This is a genomic window from Butyrivibrio sp. INlla18 (assembly GCF_900103635.1).
Classification (GTDB): Bacteria; Bacillota; Clostridia; order Lachnospirales; family Lachnospiraceae; genus Butyrivibrio.
On record NZ_FMXK01000024.1, the window covers coordinates 1 to 19,608 of the forward strand.

At 40.2% G+C, this 19,608-nt stretch carries 14 protein-coding genes; 11 read left to right on the forward strand and 3 right to left on the reverse strand.

From position 1 onward, the window contains the following. Nucleotides 1–284, reverse strand: a 284-nt coding sequence (locus BLS24_RS14225) for a transposase (protein WP_143015186.1), incomplete at its 3' end; no start/stop codon positions are given. A gap of 94 nt (nucleotides 285–378) precedes the next feature. After that, nucleotides 379–1,266, reverse strand: coding sequence for an Hsp33 family molecular chaperone HslO (gene hslO / locus BLS24_RS14230; protein WP_091760650.1), 888 nt, complete (start codon nucleotides 1,264–1,266; stop codon nucleotides 379–381). Between the two features lie 185 nt (nucleotides 1,267–1,451). On the opposite strand from hslO, the gene BLS24_RS14235 reads away from it, so the two are divergent. The 6 genes from BLS24_RS14235 (at nucleotide 1,452) to alr (ending at nucleotide 10,243) form a co-directional block, all read left to right on the forward strand. Beyond that, nucleotides 1,452–3,173: a methyl-accepting chemotaxis protein gene (locus BLS24_RS14235; RefSeq protein WP_091760653.1), complete on the forward strand. Its 1,722-nt coding sequence runs from the start codon at nucleotides 1,452–1,454 to the stop codon at nucleotides 3,171–3,173. 134 nt (nucleotides 3,174–3,307) lie between these two features. After that, nucleotides 3,308–6,046 (forward strand): glycoside hydrolase family 2 TIM barrel-domain containing protein, encoded by a 2,739-nt coding sequence (locus BLS24_RS14240; RefSeq protein ID WP_091760657.1) that lies wholly within the window; start codon nucleotides 3,308–3,310, stop codon nucleotides 6,044–6,046. A gap of 107 nt (nucleotides 6,047–6,153) precedes the next feature. After that, nucleotides 6,154–6,792 (forward strand): redox-sensing transcriptional repressor Rex, encoded by a 639-nt coding sequence (locus BLS24_RS14245; protein WP_091760659.1) that lies wholly within the window; start codon nucleotides 6,154–6,156, stop codon nucleotides 6,790–6,792. A gap of 16 nt (nucleotides 6,793–6,808) precedes the next feature. Beyond that, a complete protein-coding gene (locus tag BLS24_RS14250; protein WP_091760662.1) occupies nucleotides 6,809–7,471 on the forward strand; it encodes a hypothetical protein in 663 nt (220 codons plus the stop codon). 57 nt (nucleotides 7,472–7,528) lie between these two features. Then, complete coding sequence (locus tag BLS24_RS14255; protein WP_091760665.1) at nucleotides 7,529–9,085, forward strand: NAD(P)H-hydrate dehydratase; 1,557 nt, start codon at nucleotides 7,529–7,531, stop codon at nucleotides 9,083–9,085. Nucleotides 9,086–9,088: 3 nt separating this feature from the next. Then, the gene (gene alr, locus BLS24_RS14260) at nucleotides 9,089–10,243 is read left to right on the forward strand and encodes an alanine racemase (protein WP_091760668.1); all 1,155 of its coding nucleotides are present in this window, start codon (nucleotides 9,089–9,091) and stop codon (nucleotides 10,241–10,243) included. 26 nt (nucleotides 10,244–10,269) lie between these two features. On the opposite strand, the gene BLS24_RS14265 is transcribed toward alr, so the two are convergent. Beyond that, nucleotides 10,270–11,376 carry a hypothetical protein gene (locus tag BLS24_RS14265; RefSeq protein WP_091760671.1) on the reverse strand — a complete coding sequence of 369 codons (1,107 nt, stop codon included), beginning with the start codon at nucleotides 11,374–11,376 and terminating at the stop codon, nucleotides 10,270–10,272. Between the two features lie 196 nt (nucleotides 11,377–11,572). On the opposite strand from BLS24_RS14265, the gene BLS24_RS14270 reads away from it, so the two are divergent. The 5 genes from BLS24_RS14270 (at nucleotide 11,573) to BLS24_RS14290 (ending at nucleotide 19,598) form a co-directional block, all read left to right on the forward strand. Then, nucleotides 11,573–13,018, forward strand: coding sequence for a RyR domain-containing protein (locus BLS24_RS14270; RefSeq protein WP_091760674.1), 1,446 nt, complete (start codon nucleotides 11,573–11,575; stop codon nucleotides 13,016–13,018). A 65-nt stretch (nucleotides 13,019–13,083) separates the two neighbouring features. Then, a complete protein-coding gene (locus tag BLS24_RS14275; RefSeq protein ID WP_091760676.1) occupies nucleotides 13,084–14,178 on the forward strand; it encodes a hemolysin family protein in 1,095 nt (364 codons plus the stop codon). 28 nt (nucleotides 14,179–14,206) lie between these two features. Further along, nucleotides 14,207–14,947 carry a YebC/PmpR family DNA-binding transcriptional regulator gene (locus BLS24_RS14280; protein ID WP_072701921.1) on the forward strand — a complete coding sequence of 247 codons (741 nt, stop codon included), beginning with the start codon at nucleotides 14,207–14,209 and terminating at the stop codon, nucleotides 14,945–14,947. 38 nt (nucleotides 14,948–14,985) lie between these two features. Further along, nucleotides 14,986–16,644 (forward strand): hypothetical protein, encoded by a 1,659-nt coding sequence (locus BLS24_RS14285; protein WP_091760679.1) that lies wholly within the window; start codon nucleotides 14,986–14,988, stop codon nucleotides 16,642–16,644. Nucleotides 16,645–16,667: 23 nt separating this feature from the next. After that, the gene (locus BLS24_RS14290; RefSeq protein ID WP_091760682.1) at nucleotides 16,668–19,598 is read left to right on the forward strand and encodes an insulinase family protein; all 2,931 of its coding nucleotides are present in this window, start codon (nucleotides 16,668–16,670) and stop codon (nucleotides 19,596–19,598) included. Nucleotides 19,599–19,608 lie beyond the last annotated feature (10 nt).

The window sequence follows — 19,608 nt, forward strand, 5'->3', positions numbered from 1 at the left end:
CTATCACTAGATATCCCAAACTTTGCAACACATCCATTTACACTTAACTCACCTTTTATAACTGTATCTACACAAGATGTTTTAAAATCTTTGCTATACCGCTTGTTTCCAGCCCCTTTAGTAAATGCGTCTGCTCCATAATTACGGTAAGCAGCCACCCATCTTATAAGTGTGGCTTGAGCTATATCGTTAGCATGGGCAATTGAATCATATGAGCCCATTCCGCTAAGGTATTCATTTACTCTATCAATCATCCATTCTACGGAATGTTTCCTTTTAGCCATAAAAAATCCCCCTAAAGGAGACTTTGGTTATTTCCATTGTCTACTTTAGGGGAATCATATCACTCTACAAAACGCTTTTCTGATGCCTGAAAAATTATTTAGCTCTTTCTTTTAGAGCCTTAAGCTCATCTACAGAGAACTTGTAGGCTTTGTTACAGAAATGACAGCAAACTTCGATCTCTTTTCCATCATCTATCATTTCCTGAATGTCTTTTTTGCCGATCAGCATAAGAGCTCTTTCTACACGGTCCTTGTCACAGTTACAGTAGAAGTTAAGGTCGGTCTTTTCAGTAAACTCAATATCAAAGCCGTCTAAAACGATGCTCAAAAGTTCTTCTGGAGTCTTGCCAGCCTTTAAGATATCTGTTACAGAAGAGAACTTCTGAAGATTAAACTCAAGGTGAGTGATAGTCTGTTCATCAGCAAAAGGAAGAAGCTGAATGATAAATCCGCCGGCAGCAATTACTGAGAGACTATCTCTTTCAACTAAAACGCCAAGACCTACTGATGAAGGAGTCTGCTCAGACTTGGTGAAGTAATAGGTAAGATCCTCGGCAACTTCGCCTGAGTATAAAGGAACCTGGCCAACATAGGGCTCTTTCATACCCATATCACGGATTACTGTAAGAGTGCCTTCGCCGATACCACCGCCAACATTAAGGTGACCCTGAGCATTAGGCTCCATGATGACGTAAGGATTAACAGCATATCCCTTAACATTGCCGTGTCTGTCTGCTGTTGCAAGAACTCCCTTTAAAGGACCATCACCGTCCATCTTGACTGTGATAAGGTCATCATCATTGTCCATCATTGTTCCCATCATAACTGTACCTGTCATGAGTCTTCCAAGTGCAGCTGCAGCAATAGGAGATAAGTTATGGGCTTTTCTAGCATATTCTGAAAGGTCTCTAGTTGTTGCTGCAAAGGCTCTTATCTGAGCGTTACCAGCAGTTGCGCGGACCATATAATCTTTATAAGACATATCGTAACCTCTTTTCTATTCATGAATCATTGAACCTAGTTATGATAAATGATTTTTATTTTAGTGTAAACCTGTGCAGAGAAAAAATATTTTGGAAATAACTATAATTTATTATTTTATTTATCCGATATAAAAATAAGAATTAATTTATAAATTTTACGCTATGAGGAGGCGGGATTTTTATCATGGATGAAAAAGTAAGGAATGGGAAAGTCGTTGTCAAGCTGGTCATTGCGGCAGTTGCAGCTGTAATAGGCATCTCGATCGTGCTGACTGTGATAAGTGGTATCAGGACCAAGGATGTTTACAATGACATGCTTCAGGAAGAACTTAAGGTTGCGGTCAAGCAGCTCGAAAGCGAGATGAACCAGATATGGGACGGCGATTGGAACTATGTAGACGGAGTTGTCTACAAGGGGGAACAGGACGTAACTTCAGATTATGAGACTATCATGGATGACATGAAGAACAAGACTGGCGTTGAGTATTCTGTTATTTATGGAAAAGAGAGAGTTATCACAACTCTTAAAACTTCTTCTGGAAGTAAGGCAACAGGAGTGAGCCTTTCTGATAAGGTATATGACACTGTTGTAAAGAATAAACAGGATTATTATTTAAAAGCTGTTCCAGCAGGCGCTTCAACAAGCTATTATTGCTACTATGCACCACTTAAGAATGATGACGGAACAGTGATCGGTATGGTATTTGCGGCAAGAGAGAGTAGGAGCGTTGATTCATCTATTAATGATATCATTGCACAGATGTCCATTATTTCAATCGTTCTTGCAATTCTTCTTTCACTTGTAGGTATCCTTTGCACTAACAAGGTTTCTGTCAAGATGAAAGAGATCGCTAATGAGCTTGGAAATCTTTCAAAGGGTGAACTTGCTCTTAATATTGATGAGACTTTTCTTAAGAGAAATGATGAGATCGGACTTCTTGCAGATGGAGCAAAGACTCTTAGTCAGAAGCTTGGCGATGTCATCAGACAGACAACAGAAATGTCAAATGAGCTCAAGACTTCAGGTTCAGAGCTTTCAACATCAGCTAATCAGGCTTCAAACGCTTCAACTCAGGTGAGTCAGGCTGTAGATGATATTGCTAAGGGAGCTGTAACTCAGGCAGAGAGCATTGAGACAGCTGCAGGCAACACTCAAACAATTGGAAAAGACATTGATGAAGTGGCTCATAATGTTCAGCAGCTCAATGAATATGCTGGCGAAATGAGAGTAACCTGTGAAGCAGCAATGGGAGCACTCAATAAGCTTGTAGATCAGAGCAATGACGTAAGAGAGTCAGTTAGTGATATCGGCAATACTATCCAGTCAACTAATGAATCTGCTAGACAGATTTCAGAATTTTCAGAAGCTATTACAGAAATTGCTTCTCAGACAAACCTTCTTTCACTTAATGCTTCTATTGAGGCTGCAAGAGCTGGTGAAGCAGGAAAAGGTTTTGCAGTAGTTGCATCTGAGATCGGTAAGCTTGCTGTACAGAGTAGTAACAGCGCAGAAGAGATCAAGAAGATCGTAGAACAGCTTGTTGCTGATTCTGAGGCATCTGTAGAAGTTCTTCAAAGACTTAACACAAGCTTCGAGCAGCAGTCTGAACACCTTGATGATACAAGATCTAACATGCAGAGTATGGCTTCCAACGTTGATAACGTTACAAATAGCACAGACAGTATCTCAGAGCATGTTGAAATGCTCAATACTGCCAAGGATGAGCTTGTTGAGATCATCGCTGACCTTTCAGCTATCTCAGAGGAGAACGCAGCTTCAACTGAGGAAACAAACGCTTCTATGCAGGAGCTTAATGCTACATTCTCACTTATTACTGAGTCTGCTTCTAAGCTTCAGGACCTTGCAGGTGAGCTTACAGACGTTATCAGCTATTTCAAGATCTGATAAAAGGCAAGATAGTAATAGTTTTGGGCAAAATTAGAGATATTCCTGATTGCCCGTAATATCGTATAATTAAGTCTGGATGGTTTGTACTGTCCAGACTTATTTTTATTGCATAACTATTAAGGGGTAAATATATGAAGGTTGATATTTCAGGGGAATACAAGGTCTGTTTGGATGGAGAATGTGGAAAAGAGCTTGTGGCACAGCTTCCAGGATCTCTTGATGAAAATAAGATTGGATTAGTTGATGATATTCTGATAACTGATCAGGGTAAAGGTCAAAAGAAGGCTAAGGGGCCTATAGCCACAAGGCTTACAAGGAAATTTTCATATTACGGAAAGGCTTATTATAAGCGTGATCTAAGTGAGGCTTTATCTGGCTTTGAGGATGAGCTTAATAAGCGTTTGTTTATCAAGGTTGAGCGCTCAAGAAGTCTTTTCCTAAAGGTTGATGACAGGGAAGTTAAGGCCCTTAGAGGAAGTCTTTCTACGCCTTATCTATTTGAAGTCACAGGTCTTTTGAAAAAAGACTCTACTATAGAGTTTATCTGTGATAATGACTATGAGAACATGCCAAGAGCAGGAATAATCTACTCATCTACGGCTACTGATGAAACTCAGACTAACTGGAATGGTCTTTTGGGAGAAATGAGCCTTTTTTCAAAGGAAAGTGCCTATGCCCAAAAGCTTAATATCTATCCCAAGGGGAATACTGCTGAAATAGAGGTAGTTGTTAATACTGATAAAGCCTTTAAGGGAAGCTTTGTTCTAAATTCTGAGGCTTTTGCAGGTAAGGCTCACATGGAACTTGATCTTGAAGGGGCTGGAGCTTTTACAGTCAAGACTACGGTAGCGTTTAAAGAAGATGTTAGAAGATGGGATGAATACGAAGGAAATCTCTATAGCTGCAAATGGAGCCTACTTGATAGCAAAGGAGCAGAGTTTGACGAAGGTACAGAGACCTTCGGAGTTCGTGATTTTGGATACGACGACGAAGGACGCCTTACTATAAATGGAAGAAGGTTCTTTTTAAGAGGAGAGGCAAACTGCGCGGAATTCCCAGAGGCAGGTCATGCGCCTATGGACGTAGATAGCTGGCTTAAAGTTATGGAAAAGTATAAATCCTATGGCATTAACTGCGTAAGATTCCACTCCCATTGTCCTGTGGAAGCAGCATTTGTTGCGGCGGACAAGCTGGGAATCATGGTTCAGCCTGAGCTTTCTCATTGGAACCCCAATGATGCCTTTATAGAGGAGCACAGTAGAGACTACTATGAAAAAGAGCTAAGGGAGATCATCAAAGAGTATGCTAACCACCCATCCTTTGTGATGCTCACCCTTGGAAATGAGCTTGGATCTGATATTGCTGGCACTAGAGCTATGATTGAGCTTGTAAAAATGGCTAAGGACTTGGATGATACCAGACTTTTTGCCTGGGGATCAAATGTCTTTTATGGAGAAAAGGGCTTTAATAAAGACAGCGATTTCTATACATCCATGGGCTTCTACAAGGATATGCTAAGAGCCACATCTCCTGGAATGATAGGCTTTTTAAATAACGAGTATCCATCAGCAGATCATGATTTTAGTAAGGTTACAGCTGACATCAGAAAAGATTATAACAAGCCAATCTTTGGTTTTGAGGTTGGTCAGTACGAGGTTCTTCCAGATTTCCATGAACTTGCGGATTTTAAGGGTGTAACAGATCCTGTAAATCTAAAGCTTGTAAAAGAACATGCTGAAAAAGTCGGAATTTTAGATGATTGGGACAAATATGTCGAGGCAACAGGCGAGCTTTCAAGGCTATGCTATAGAGAGGAAGTTGAGTCTGTCCTTAGAACTCCAGCTATGTCAGGACTTTCGCTTCTTGGAATTCAGGACTTTCCAGGTCAGGGCACAGCTCTTGTAGGCATGATGAATTCTCATTTAGAGCCAAAGAAATATGACTTTGCCAAGGCTGAAAAGTTCAGGGCTTTCTTTAGAGAGACTCTGCCGTTAGTTCTTTTACCAAAGTACACCTACACAGATGATGAAAGAGTGGAAGCAGCTGTAAAGATCGCTAACTATGGAAAGGTGCCCCTTGCAGGAACATTCAAGGTAAAACTTGTGGATACTGCTGATCAGAAAGTAATTCTAGAAGATACGATATGCGAAGACTCAAACTGCAAGGTAGGAGAGCTTACAGAGATTGGAACAATTGATATCTCATTAGCTGAAGCCATTGGTGGCAAAAAGGCTGTTAAACTTGAGATTATTGTAAGTTTTGAAAACACAGATATCGAAAACACTTATCCTATCTGGGTTTATCAAAAGGAGTTCCTGCGAGATGTTCAGGTTCCTGATAGTGTGTACGAGACTAGAACCTTTGACGAGAAGGCAATAGAAGTCCTTAAAAATGGCGGAATAGTTTACCTTTCACCAGATTCCACCGTAGATGCAATTCCTTCATCCATTAAGTGTCAGTTTTCACCTGACTTTTGGTGTGCTGATATGTTTAAAGAGCAGGAAGGAAGTATGGGACAGCTTATAGACAAGAAGCATCCTGTATTTAAGGACTTTCCAACAGATAGCTATAGTCAGTGGCAGTGGTGGCCAATGGCAAGCCAAAGAGCTTTTATTATGCCGCAGTACATCACTTCCATCATAACTGAGATGGATTCTTATATGTATCTAAGACCTATGAGCATGCTGTTTGAAGCGAAATGCTTAAAGGGAAAGGTGCTTGCATCCTCAATGGGACTACATAATTTACTAGCTCATCCTGAGGCAAGAGCATTGCTTTTAAATATATATAGATATCTTTCATCAGATGAATTTGAGCCAGAGCAAGAAATAGACATTTCTTTCATCCAGAAAATAATGCTTAAAAATTGATAAAATCAAGCGTGGCTTCAATTGACATGCCCTGTACCTGTGATTATAATTGTATTGTTGAATAATTAACAAACATTTTTTATATATAAATTTTCAAGGAGCGGGGTATGGCAGATAAAGAAATTTCTCAGGCAGTCATTGGCAGACTTCCTAGATATTTTAGATACTTGGGAGATCTCAAGGAAAAAGGAGTTGAAAGGATCTCTTCTCAGGAACTTAGCGACATCATGAAGGTAACTGCTTCTCAGATAAGACAGGACTTTAATAACTTTGGCGGCTTTGGTCAGCAGGGTTATGGCTACAATGTTACCTATTTGTATGATGAGATCAGCAAGATCCTTGGCATCGACAAGCAGCACAGTCTTGTTATTATTGGTACTGGTCATCTTGGTAAGGCTATTGCTGGTTATACCAATTTTACCAGAAGAGGATTTGTATTTAAGGGCGCATTCGACTGCAATCCAGAGCTCTACGGCACAATGATCAGAGACGTAGAGGTTCGTCCTATTGAGGAAATGGAAGATTTTGTTAAAAAGAACAAGATCGAGATCGCAGTTCTTACTATTCCTAAGGAACAGGCAGTTCCTATGGCGCACAAGCTTGTAGAATGCGGCATCAAGGCAATATGGAATTTTGCTCATGTAGATCTGGATGTTCCAAACAATATTCAGGTAGAAAATGTACATTTATCTGACAGTTTGATGAAACTATCGTATAATATAAACAGATACGAAAATAACGATTAAACGGTGAGAGATAATAATGGCAAAGAATGATGAAGTCTACTCCAGAGCCCTGGAAGGTAAGAGCATTCCTATATTGACATTGGACAATAAGTGGCATCAGCTTTTTACTCAGACTGAGATGACACCAGAGATTGAGCAGCTAGCTGATGAGCTTAATGCACTTGTTGAACGCGATGGCAAGATCAGGACGGAGACCAAGAACATCAAAAAGATCAAAAAGAAGCTTCTTGGTGAGATAATGCCTCTTAGGGATCAGGCCAACAAATCTGGCGGCTCTGCTTCTATTGAGAAGGAAATTCAGGATAGAACAAGGCTCATTAATGAGTGCAATGATAAGCTTGCATCCCATGAGGATGAGCTTTTAGATCTTTCAAAAGAGATATATGATCTAGATTATCAGCTTATGGTGGAGACCATGAAGGTTTGCTATGAGACACTACATGATAACACTGATTACATCAAAACTTTGGATGAGTGGATCTCTGAGGTCAGAGTCGAGCTAAAAAAGAACGTTATCAAACTTCAGGAAGCCGAGATGGAGAATTATAATCTCTATTCCTACATGCATCAGATCTTTGGACCTGAAGTTATCGAGATCTTTGATATGAAGTATGATCCTGATAGGAGACACCCTATTCGTAGACCTCTTGCAGGAAACGAATCAGATTATGTGGAATAAAAAGAGTTGCTTAGCAACTCTTTTTTCATAGGAACTTTGATAGGTAAGGGGGACAGTATGAAATATGCAGTAAGTAGCAGAGAGATGAAGATCTATGACAGGAATACTTCTGATATTTTTGGTATTCCAAGTCAGGTCCTTATGGAAAGGGCTTCATTAAAGGTAACTGACGTAATTGATGAGCGCATCAAGTCTAAGGGCTGTAAGAGAAAGTACAGAGCTCTAGTAATGGCTGGTGTTGGCAATAACGGCGGCGATGGAGCAACTATAGCCAGATTACTTAAACAAAGAGGCTATCTTGTGAGCCTTTGCGTTGTTGGCGATCTTACAAAGTGTAGTGACCTTTTGCTTTCTCAACTCAAGATCTGCGAAAAATATGGCATAGAGACTGCCACTTTTTCCAATATAAGAGACAACAAAAGCATCTTTGAATGGGATATCATAGTAGATGCATTATTCGGTATTGGTTTATCCCGCATTGTAACTGGAAGCTTTGGAGATGCGATAGGTTACATCTCAAGATGCAAGGAAGAAAAGAAAGACGATCTTCTTGTTGTATCTGTAGACATGCCTTCAGGAATAAATGCTGATAATGGAGAAATGCTGGGCACTGCTGTCAGAGCTGATGTGACAGTTACCTTTAATCAGATCAAGCTTGGTCAGATCCTATACCCAGGCTGTGAGTATGTTGGCGAGCTTGTAGTAGAGGACGCTGGTATTACAGAGGAGAGCTTTTGCGGAAGAACCCCAAGAGCATTTTTCTACGATGAATCTCCAGAAATGCTCCTTCCAGCAAGGAGAAAAGATTCCAATAAGGGAACAAATGGCAAAGTCCTTATAATTGCTGGCTCTGATGTTATAAGCGGAGCATGTAGCCTTGCAACTTTAGGGTGCCTCAAGGCTGGAGCCGGAATGGTCAAGGTATTTACTAGGAGTAGCAACGCCAATATCCTAAAGACCACTATCCCAGAAGCTTTGATCGACGCCTATGATGAGCTTTCTGAGATCAAGGATAAGCTCATGGCAGATTTTAAGTGGGCTGACGCTGTGGTTCTGGGACCTGGCATTGGTACTGATGATGTGGCACTTGAGCTTGTAAATATCACTTTAGATGCCTGTGACAAGCATCTGGTCCTAGATGCAGATGCTCTTAATCTCATTGCAGAGAGAGATGACCTTAGATCCAAGGTTTCAAACTATGCGGTATCAGGCAGAAAGCTTATTTTGACACCTCATCTTGCGGAGTTTGCACGTCTTTTCAAAAAGACAACAAAAGAGTGCAAGGATGCCGTATTAGAATTTCCAAAGATCCTTGCAGATGAGCTTCACTGTACTGTTATCTGCAAAGATGCAAGAAGCGTTGTAAGTGACAGCAATGAGAAAAAGATATATATTAATGTGAGCGGTAACGATGGAATGGCAACAGCTGGTTCTGGTGATGTTCTGGCAGGCCTTCTTGGAGCTGTGTGCTGCATCATGGATACAGGCTTTGAAACAGCCTGTATAGGTGCATATATTCATGGACTTTCTGGTGATAGTGCTGCCAGGAAACATGGCAAATACGCTATGGTTGCTTCTGATATAGCAACTGAGCTTGAAGATATTTTGAGGTAAATGATGTTAGAAGAGTATTCAAGAGTTTATGCAAAGGTAGACATAGAGGCTATCAAATTCAATCTCATGTCTATGAAAAAGAACATTCCTGATCACACCAAGATCATGGCTGTAGTCAAGACAGATGCTTACGGTCATGGAGCAGTCAGGATTGCGCAGGAACTTGAAGAAGTGGATTATATCTGGGGCTATGCTGTAGCTACTGCAGAAGAGGCCTTTGAACTTAGAGATAACGCAGTTAAAAAGCCAATACTTATTCTTGGCTACACATTCCCATATGCCTATGAAAGGATGCTCATAGAGGGCGTTAGACCAACAGTATTTAGAAAAGATATGCTTGAGGAACTAAATGAGTGCGCTGGTAAGCTTATTGCTAGAGGCGAACTTAGATCTAAGGCACCTATTCATATTGCTGTGGATACTGGAATGTCCAGAATAGGCATTACACCTGATGACGCAGGTGCTGAGTTTGTAAGAGATGCTCTTAAGTATGATAATCTTCAGATCGAGGGCGTATTTACACACTTTGCAAGAGCTGATGAAAAAGATCTTTCTAATGTAAAAGAAAAGGAAGCTTTATTTAGTAAGTTTGTAGACAGGCTTGAAAGTGAAAACAATATCAAGATCCCATTCAAGCACTGTGCTAATAGCGCCAGCATTATTGCAGTTCCAGAATCTTCAATGGATATGGTAAGAGCAGGCGTTACAATGTATGGCATGTGGCCATCTGAGGATGTTCCAAAGGATATCGTTGGCCTTAAGCCTACAATGGAGCTTATAAGCCATATCGTCATGATCAAGGAGGTTCCAGCAGGAACTCCAGTAAGCTATGGCGGAACCTTTGTAACAGATAAGCCTACCAAGATCGCAACTATTCCTGTGGGCTACGGTGATGGCTATCCTAGAAGCCTTTCTAATAAGGGATATGTCCTTATTGATGGCAAAAGAGCTAATATCCTTGGAAGAGTTTGCATGGATCAGTTCATGGTTGATGTAACTGATATCCCTAGAGTTTCTGAGGGAGACGAAGTTGTTCTCATGGGTAAAGATAAGACTTCAGGAGAAGAGATAAGCGCAGAACTCCTTGGAGATATGAGCGGAAGATTTAACTACGAGCTTACCTGCGATATCAGTAAGAGAGTACCTAGAATATTTTGATATTTGGACATAGTAAAAGCGTTTCCTTAAAGTGGGAAACGCTTTTTTGCATTTGCATATTGAATATTTATTTCTGAAAGAGCAGCGGTATCACCGTCCATGTTATCTGGATGATAGAGCTTAACTAAGGTCTTATATTTTTTGTCTACGCTTTCTCTTGAGTTACAACCAGCAAAGAAATCAAAGGATGATGACCTTGCGTTATGAGAAGGTTCCTTGTCGTCTTCATAATCTTCCTCATAGTATTCATCATCATCTTCGTCGTCATATTCGTCATCGTAGTCATCGTCGTAGCCTTCATCTTCGTAGTACTCATCAGGATCATCGTCGCAGTCTTCATCATAGTCGTCGTATTCCTCGTCGTAATCCTCATCATACTCATCATCGAGGTCTTCATCATATTCATCTTCGAATTCTTCGTCGCCGTAGAAGTCATCTTTTTTGCTTTTCTTTGAGCGAAGCTCTTCTCTAAGTTCGTCGCTTTGCTGTTTTAAGAGCTTGGTATAGCTCTTTTCGTAATGTCTTTTACCAGCTTCTGGAAAGAGACGGTAGTATCTGCCTAGCCCCTGGGTCACAAAACCTGTGCCAAGGAGAGCTCTAAGTACGTAGATAACAGCATCTGCCACAACAGCAAAGAAAAGGATCTTATTAAATGAAGCAAAGACTGCAATTGCAAGAAAAACAGTAACCACAGGAACAAACATGAGAATCGTCAGTATCACAAGAAAGATAAAAATCAAAGAGCCTTTATATGAATAGACAGAATTCATCCACCATTTCTGCAAGTCTCTAGACATGTTTATTATCACATAGTTACTTTTGGACATTGCTTCATTTGTCTCATGAACTATGCCATCTACAGGGATATCAAGAGTATGCTCACTTGTAGTTGGAATGGTCATATCCCCTGTGCCAAGAGCAAGGAGCCCTCCATTTGCAGAAAAAAGAATGTAGACATTTACACACAAAAGTAGTGCGAAAGTAACACTTGTTAGTGGGAGAAAGCAAAAAAACAGCTTGAATACATGAAAAAATGCTTTAAAAAACCAAGTAAGCATTGAAAAGACTGCTTTTGCTATAGTTATGATAAGATTGGCAATTGCATTTACAGCCAGTGATATTAACGAAATCATACAACTCTCTCCCAAACAAAACTCAATAAACAAATTTTATATGAAAAAATCCAAAGTGTCGAGAACATTGGTTATCATTCACAGTTTGCGGCTGCTCTAAAACTGTGAATGGTAGTAGAACGTTGAGGAGATACCTTGAAGACAAGTGGTTTTTTGTGATAATCTGATATGTAGGCTTTTATAAAGGGGAAAAAATATGAAGATGATAAAAAAGATATTGGAAAAATGTCCATGGCTTACGTATGTGGTAGCGCTTATACCTTATGCAGTTGCTTGTTATGGTTATGCAATAACAGGAGAGTTTACTTTTTGGGAAGTAATTTATGCTGCTGTTGCTATATACTTTGTAAACCCGGTTTCCGATATAGTTAATCCATATATTCTTTTTGGTGAGATCACATCGGTTATTGTCACTGCAGGTATTATCCTTAGTGTTATCAGATATGCTTTCGTCAAGATGGAGTATTTTTTTACAAGATTTGCTAAAGATGCGACAGTAGTCTACTCTGACAATGAGCTTGGAGAGAATCTTGCCAAGACTTTGAGGCATGGCTATGTTGTGAGAGATACTGACAGACCACAGAAGGTCAAGAATCACATTGTTATGTTATCTGATGATGCAGAGAGCATCAGCTTTTATAGTAGAAATGAGTCAAGACTCAAGGATCAGTACGTTTATATGATGATGAATGGACTTGATTCTACACTTTTAAAGGCTGCTGATACTTCAGAGGCTGACCTTCATTTCTTTAACGTAAATGACATGATGGCTAGAGATTACTGGAAAAAGAACAATCTCTACGACCATGGTAAGGATACTTATTTCATAGCAATTGTTGGCTATGGTGATGTTGGAGAGGCTATTTTTAAATATGGTTATCTAAACAACATTTACAGCACAGAGCAGAACTTCGAGTATCATATCTGGGGCTGTGAAGGCTCTAAGGCTAATTTTCTTAAGAACCTTCCTACAGAGAATGGCGACCGCATTGTCATCCATGACGAATATTGGGATAAAGACATGGATGTACTTGCCAAGATGAACAGAGTCATCTACACAGAGACAGACAAACAGATAGAACTTATTCAGAAGGTTCTCTATGTTAATCCGGGGGCTGAGATCCACTGCTATTCAACAGATGAGATCAGCTATGAAGACATCTATGATTCCAATAAGATCCTTATCTTTGGCGATATGAAGGATATCCTTACTGAGGACAATGTTAAGAGTGAGAGACTGTATAGACTTGGTAAGCTCTTTAACTACGATTACAGCCTTAGATATTCAGAAAGAGAAGCTCCTGATGATTACAATGCAGAAGTTGAGGCAGAGTGGAAGAAGCTTGATGGCTTTAAAAAGAGCTCTAGCATCGCAAGAGCTGATCACTACTGGATCGAGAAAAGACTCAAAGAAGACGGCATAATGGATGAAGATGATGAGGATGCACTTAGGATCGAGCACATCAGATGGAGCAGATTCCACTACATCAACCATTGGACATATGCTGAAAAGAGAGATAATGCCCTTAGAAAGCACAACATGCTGGTACCATATGAGAAGCTGTCAGATTCAGAAAAGGCCAAGGATGGAATTTATGACAGCAAGGTAAAGGCTGAAATAGACGCTCTTGTCGGAGTCTAATAAAATGTGGTATAGTTTAATTTGATATTTTGGGTACATTTTGTGTTTCAATAGGAGGAACGACTATGGACGAAGGCTTGCCTTCTGTCATTATTTTGATCATTGTACTTGCGATTCTATTGATCGATATTATTGTTCATGCGCTTTGCAAGGCTATCAATTACAAAAAGGAAATAGATCAGGACAAAAAAGATTCTGATGAAAATAAGGCTCAGGCTCAAAAGACCATCAAGCTTTTAAATGGTAAGTTCAGCAGTATTGAGGCAGTTCTTATCAATGGCCTGGCTAAGCTGTTTCTTTACATTTCTGGTGTAAGAGATAAGGATTCTTTTTCTGATGTAACAGAAGAGGAGATCAAGAAGGCCGTTACAGAAGGGCAGGAGCATGGCGTTATTCAGGAATCTGAAGCTGACATGATCACAAATATCTTCGAGTTTTCTGACAAGGAAGCTCAAGATATCATGACTAACAGAAATACTATGGTGGCTATTGATGCCAACATGACTCTAAAAGAAGCTGTTAATTTCATGATGGAAACCAACAACAGCCGTTTCCCTGTTTATCTGGATGACATTGATCACATTATTGGAATCATGCATATCAGAGACGCAATGAAAAAGTTATCTGAAGAGACTGATGAGAATCTCCCTATTCGTAAGATAAAGGGATTACTTCGTCAGCCTAAGTTTGTTCCAGAGACCAGAAAGATCGATTCTTTGTTCCATAGCATGCAACTTACCAAGACTCAGATGGTCATCATCATTGATGAGTATGGCCAGACTGCAGGACTTGTTTCTATGGAAGACATCCTTGAGGAGATCGTAGGTAGCATTCTTGATGAATATGATGAGGATGAAGATTACATCAAACCTACAAGGAATCAGGATGAGTACACTGCATCAGGAATGACACCTTTAGAGGTACTTGAAAAGAAATTCGATATTTCTTTTGATGATTCAGAGTTTGAGACACTTAATGGATATCTTATCTCCAAGCTTGATAGGATACCAGATGACGACGAAGATTTCGCCGTAGATGAACATGGCTATAGCTTCAAAATTCTTTCTGTGCAGAATCATATGATACAGAGCGTTTTGGTATCAAAACTCCCTGAGGATACTGCGGCTCCAGAGGAAAAAGAATTAGAAATAGCAAAATAGATTTAAAGTAAAGTGAAAGGAAGTTTTTATGTCAGGACATTCAAAGTTTGCAAACATCAAACACAAGAAAGAAAAAAATGATGCAGCAAAGGGCAAGATTTTTACAATTATCGGTAGAGAAATCGCCGTTGCAGTTAAGGAAGGTGGTCCAGACCCAGCAAACAACTTCAAGCTTGCACAGGTAATCGCTAAGGCTAAGGCAAATAACATGCCAAACGATACTATCGAGCGTGGTATCAAGAAGGCTTCAGGTGCTGATGGCGCTGTAGACTACAAGAACATCACATACGAAGGATATGGTCCTGGTGGAACAGCTATCATCGTAGAGGCACTTACAGATAATCAGAATAGAACAGCTTCAAACGTTAAGAGCGCGTTCACAAAGGGAAATGGTAACGTTGGCACTCCTGGATGCGTATCATATATGTTCGACAAGAAGGGTCAGATCATCATCGACAAGGAAGAGTGCAAGGTTTCATCTGATGACCTTATGATGCTCGTTCTTGATGCAGGTGCTGATGACTTCAACGAAGAGGATGACAGCTATGAGATCTTAACAGCTCCAGAGAATTTCCAGCCTGTAGTTGAGGCTCTTACAAAGGAGAATGTAGAGACAGTTTCTGCTGAGGTTACAATGATCCCTCAGAATTATGTTTCTGTAACAGATCCAGATACAGTTAAGTACATCCAGAGAATTCTTGATCTTCTTGATGAGGATGATGACGTACAGGCTGTATATCACAACTGGGAAGAGCCAGACGAGAACTAATCTAAACATAATAATAAGAGACGAGGGGAGTCCTGAAAATGAAACTAAAACGAAAATGGCCAGCGTATTGCATCTGGGTATTATTTATTATTTTTGATGTAGTAATGGTAGCAAGTTCTAGCTTCTTTTTAGGGCTTTTTCCGTCTAAGGACAAGCTTTTATATACAGTTCTTTTGACAGTTCTTGGGATTGCTGTCATGAGCATCATAACCTTCTTATTATGGAAGATATGTGACGTAGTAGGAACTGATGCTATGGCGAGGACCAAAACTGCCAGAGTTATCTATGGAATTTCTGGTTCTTTGACTGTTATAGCTGCTTTTGCTTACAGAGTTTATGTGCTTAGGACCGGCGTCTTTGAAGTCGGGGGCAAGATGTCTTTGTACGAGAATGCAGCAATTGGTTCAGAGAACATCACACCAGAGTTTGATCTTTTATCTATAGTTTATTCAGCAGTACTTAAGTGCATATTACTATTTACAGGAAATGATGTATTTGTAGCTCTTGTATTTGATGCAGTGCTCTTTGCTCTATTCATGATCTTTGCAGGCCTTGCTGTCTACAAATTCCTTGGCTTTGCAGCATCCATCGTATTTGAGCTCTTTGCTGGTTTTATGCCTATTTTCCTTGACCAGGTATATGTTCCTGAACTTAGCACGGTTAACCTTTTCCTTGCTATGTTTGGCTTTGAACTTTTCATAGTTTCACTGGTCCTTAGAGGAACCTATAAGGGTAAGCTTGATTCTGGCTTTGGAACTATCAGCTTTGTTTTGGTGGGTGCCCTTGTGGGTTATATGTGCTATGTGGATGCAGGAACACTTATTGCAGTTATGCCATTTCTTTTTGCAATCCTTTTCCTTGCCGGAAGAGAATTTGCAAGAGATCTTGTTAAGTTTTTGGTGCTGATACTTGGCGCCGTTCTTACCTTTGGCGGAATGATAGTTCAGGAAGCTGGAGTGATGAATGCCTATGCAACTTTAGTTAAGTGGGCAACCTATTATTTCCATAACCTTAATACCTTTAGCTTTTTCCTTATCTATACCAACTACAAGATCATTTATCTTGTTACAGTAATAGCTATGTCCGGAATCGGCATAGGATTTTTAAAGAGCAAAAAGATAGACGCCGTATCTCCATGGCTTTTATCAATGCTCCTTATCTATGTGACAATTCCATTTATGGGTGCCACTAGAATGAATTCTCAGATAGTAGTTACTATCTACTTTGGATTCATGCTTTCATGCCTTGCTTCTCTTATTACAACTCATTCTGAGGACGACGGAGTATATGAGGGCAAACTTGCACAAGAGGACGTAGAGGAAGAATTCGAGGAATCAGAAGAATCTGAAGATACAGAAGAAGTACAGGATTCAGAAGAAGTAGATGAATGTGCTAAGTTAGAAAAAGAAATAGAAGAAGTACGTAAACCAGTTATGAAAGAAGAAAAAGAACCTGAAACTGTGCCTGAAGTGGCAGTTCCAGAAGAACCTAGATATGTACCTGAAGGAATGGTAGTTCCACAGGATACACTTGTGGATATGGTACCAAGAGATGGCGCTATGACTGCTAGAATGCCTAAGTTTGAAGGCACTATCTCTCTTGATAGAAAAGACAAGCGCAAAGAAATTGAAAAGAAAGTCGCACCTAAGGATGACTTTGATGTTCCATTTGAGCCAGGTGACGATTTTGATATATAAAAAATTGAAAGGTAAACTTTTAAATGAGATTAGAGGATTTGTCCGCATACGAGATTTTGGAGAAAAGAAGGATCGAAGATCTTAATTCAGACAGCTATATAGTAAGACACAAGAAAACCGGAGCAAGAATAGCTCTTTTATCAAATGATGATGACAACAAAGTATTCTATATTGGATTTAGAACACCACCTAAGGATTCAACTGGTGTAGCTCATATCATTGAGCACACTGTTCTTTGTGGTTCCAAGGATTTCCCTATTAAGGACCCATTTGTAGAGCTTGTTAAGGGAAGTCTTAACACCTTTTTAAATGCAATGACTTACCCAGACAAAACAGTTTATCCTATTGCAAGCTGCAATGATACAGATTTCCAGAATCTGATGCACGTCTATCTTGACGCAGTCTTTTATCCAAATATCTACAAGACTGACAAGATCTTCAAGCAGGAAGGCTGGCACTACGAGATGGAGGATGAGGCTTCAGACCTTACCATCAACGGCGTTGTTTACAACGAGATGAAGGGTGCATTCTCTACAGCAGATGACGTTTTATCAAGAGAGATCCAGAATTCTCTTTATCCTGATATTACTTACGGAATAGAGTCTGGCGGAGATCCTGACGTTATCCCTGAGCTTACCTACGAGGATTACCTTGATTTCCACAGAAAGTATTATCATCCTTCAAACAGCTATATTTACCTCTACGGTGATATGGATATGGCTGAGAAGCTTGATTACATGGACAGAGAGTATCTTTCCAAGTTTGATCACCTTGAAGTTGACTCTGAGATCAAGAGCCAGGAGAAGTTCTCTGAGCCAAAGGAGATTCATAAGGCATATCCTGTACTTCCTACAGACAGCCTTGAGAAGAACACCTATCTTTCATATAACTGCAGCGTAGGTTCAACTCTTGAAAAGAAGATATATATCGCCCTTGGCACACTTAACTATGCCCTTTGTTCTGCTCCTGGAGCACCTATCAAGAAGGCTCTTATCGACAAGGGAATCGGACAGGACGTATATAGTGAGTACGACAACGGCATCAAGCAGCCTATCTTTTCTATTGTTGCCAAGAACGCAGATGCTTCTCAGAAGGATGAATTTGTTAAGACTATCAGAGAAGTATTAGAGGATCAGGTCAAGAACGGAATCGATAGAAAGTCTCTTTTAGCAGGACTTAGCTATGACGAGTTCAAGTACAGAGAGGCTGACTTTGGAAGATTCCCTAAGGGATTATTATACGGCCTTCAGGTATTTGACAGCTGGCTCTATGACGATATGCTTCCTTGGATCCATATCGAAGCCAATGATACTTTTGCTGAGCTTAAAAAGGAAGTTGATACCGGATATTTCGAGAACATCATTACCGAGTATCTTCTTGATAACACTCATAGAACAGTTCTTTTGCTGGAGCCTGAGCAGGGTCTTACTGAGAAAAAGGACGAAGAGCTTAGAAACAAATTAAAGGCTTACAGAGATTCTCTTTCAAAAGAGGAGATCCAAAAAATCGTAAAAGAGACAAAGGAACTTAAGGAATATCAGGAGACACCGGATGATCCAGAAGACCTTAAAAAGATTCCACTTCTTAAACTTGAGGACCTCAAGAAGGAATCTGAGAAGTTCATTTACGAAGAGAGAAACGAAAATGGAGTAAAGATTCTTTTCCACGATATCTTTACTAATGGAATTGCTTATCTTACTTTTGTGTTTGATATCAAGAACATCGATGCTTCTGAGCTTCCATATATGGCAACTCTCAAAAAGCTCCTTGGAATGCTGGATACAGAGCATTATTCCTACAGAGATCTCTATAATGAGATCAACATCAAGACAGGTGGCATCAGCGGTTCAATCAGCACCTACACAGATTCTGCAGATGTGACCAAGTTTGAGACTACCTTTGAGATCAGCGTCAAGGTTCTCCATGAGAACTTAAGCGATGCTTTCAGACTGGTAAAAGAGATCATAACATCAAGTAACTTTGATGATGTTAAGAGAATAAAAGAGATTTTTGATGAGCAGTACGCAAGGCTTCAGTCAGACCTTGCCTCAGCAGGACATCAGACAGCAGCCCTACGTGCAATGTCTTATGTGTCACCAGCAGCTTCTGTTTCAGACAGTGTAAGCGGAATTGGATACTTTAGACAGCTTGAGCACATGATCAGCATCATCGGAACTGATGAGGGCGCCGCAACTATCGTTGATAACTTAAAGAGACTTTGCAAGATGATCTTTAGACCAGAGAATCTCCTTGTAGATATCACTGGTACAGAAAAAGAGTATCAGGGAGTTCCTAAGGAAAGTGAGCTTTTTGCGAAAGTTCTTTTCACAGACAGTTATGAAAAGAGTCAGTTCAAGATGACTCCTGTCAAGAAAAATGAGGCCTTTGTAACTGCCGGACAGGTTCAGTACGTCTGCAGGGCTGGTAACTACGCAAATAAGGGGCTTAAGTATACTGGAGCACTCAGAGTATTAAAGGTAATGATGGGCTATGACTACCTCTGGAGGAATATAAGAGTTCTTGGAGGCGCCTATGGATGTATGAGTAGCTACGCTAAGAACGGTGATGCAGCCTTTGTTACATACAGAGATCCTAATCTTAAGAACAGTATTGATGTATTTGAGAAGGCATCAGATTATCTCAAGAACTTTGATGCAGATGACAGAGTTATCCTTCAGTATATAATCGGTGCTATTTCAGATCTTGATACACCTAAGACTCCTTCTGGAAAGGGCTCTTACGGCCTTACAGCATATCTTTGCAAGGCCAAGATGGAGAACATCCAAAAGAATAGAGATCAGCTTCTTGGAACAACCAAGGAGACTATCAGAAGTCTTGCTGATTATGTAGATGCATTTATGGCAGACAGCTGCGTTTGCGTCATCGGAACAGCAGACAAGATCGAAGAGAGTAAAGAGCTATTTGGAACCGTTGAGCAGTTGGTTCAAAGCTAAAAGAGAAAAG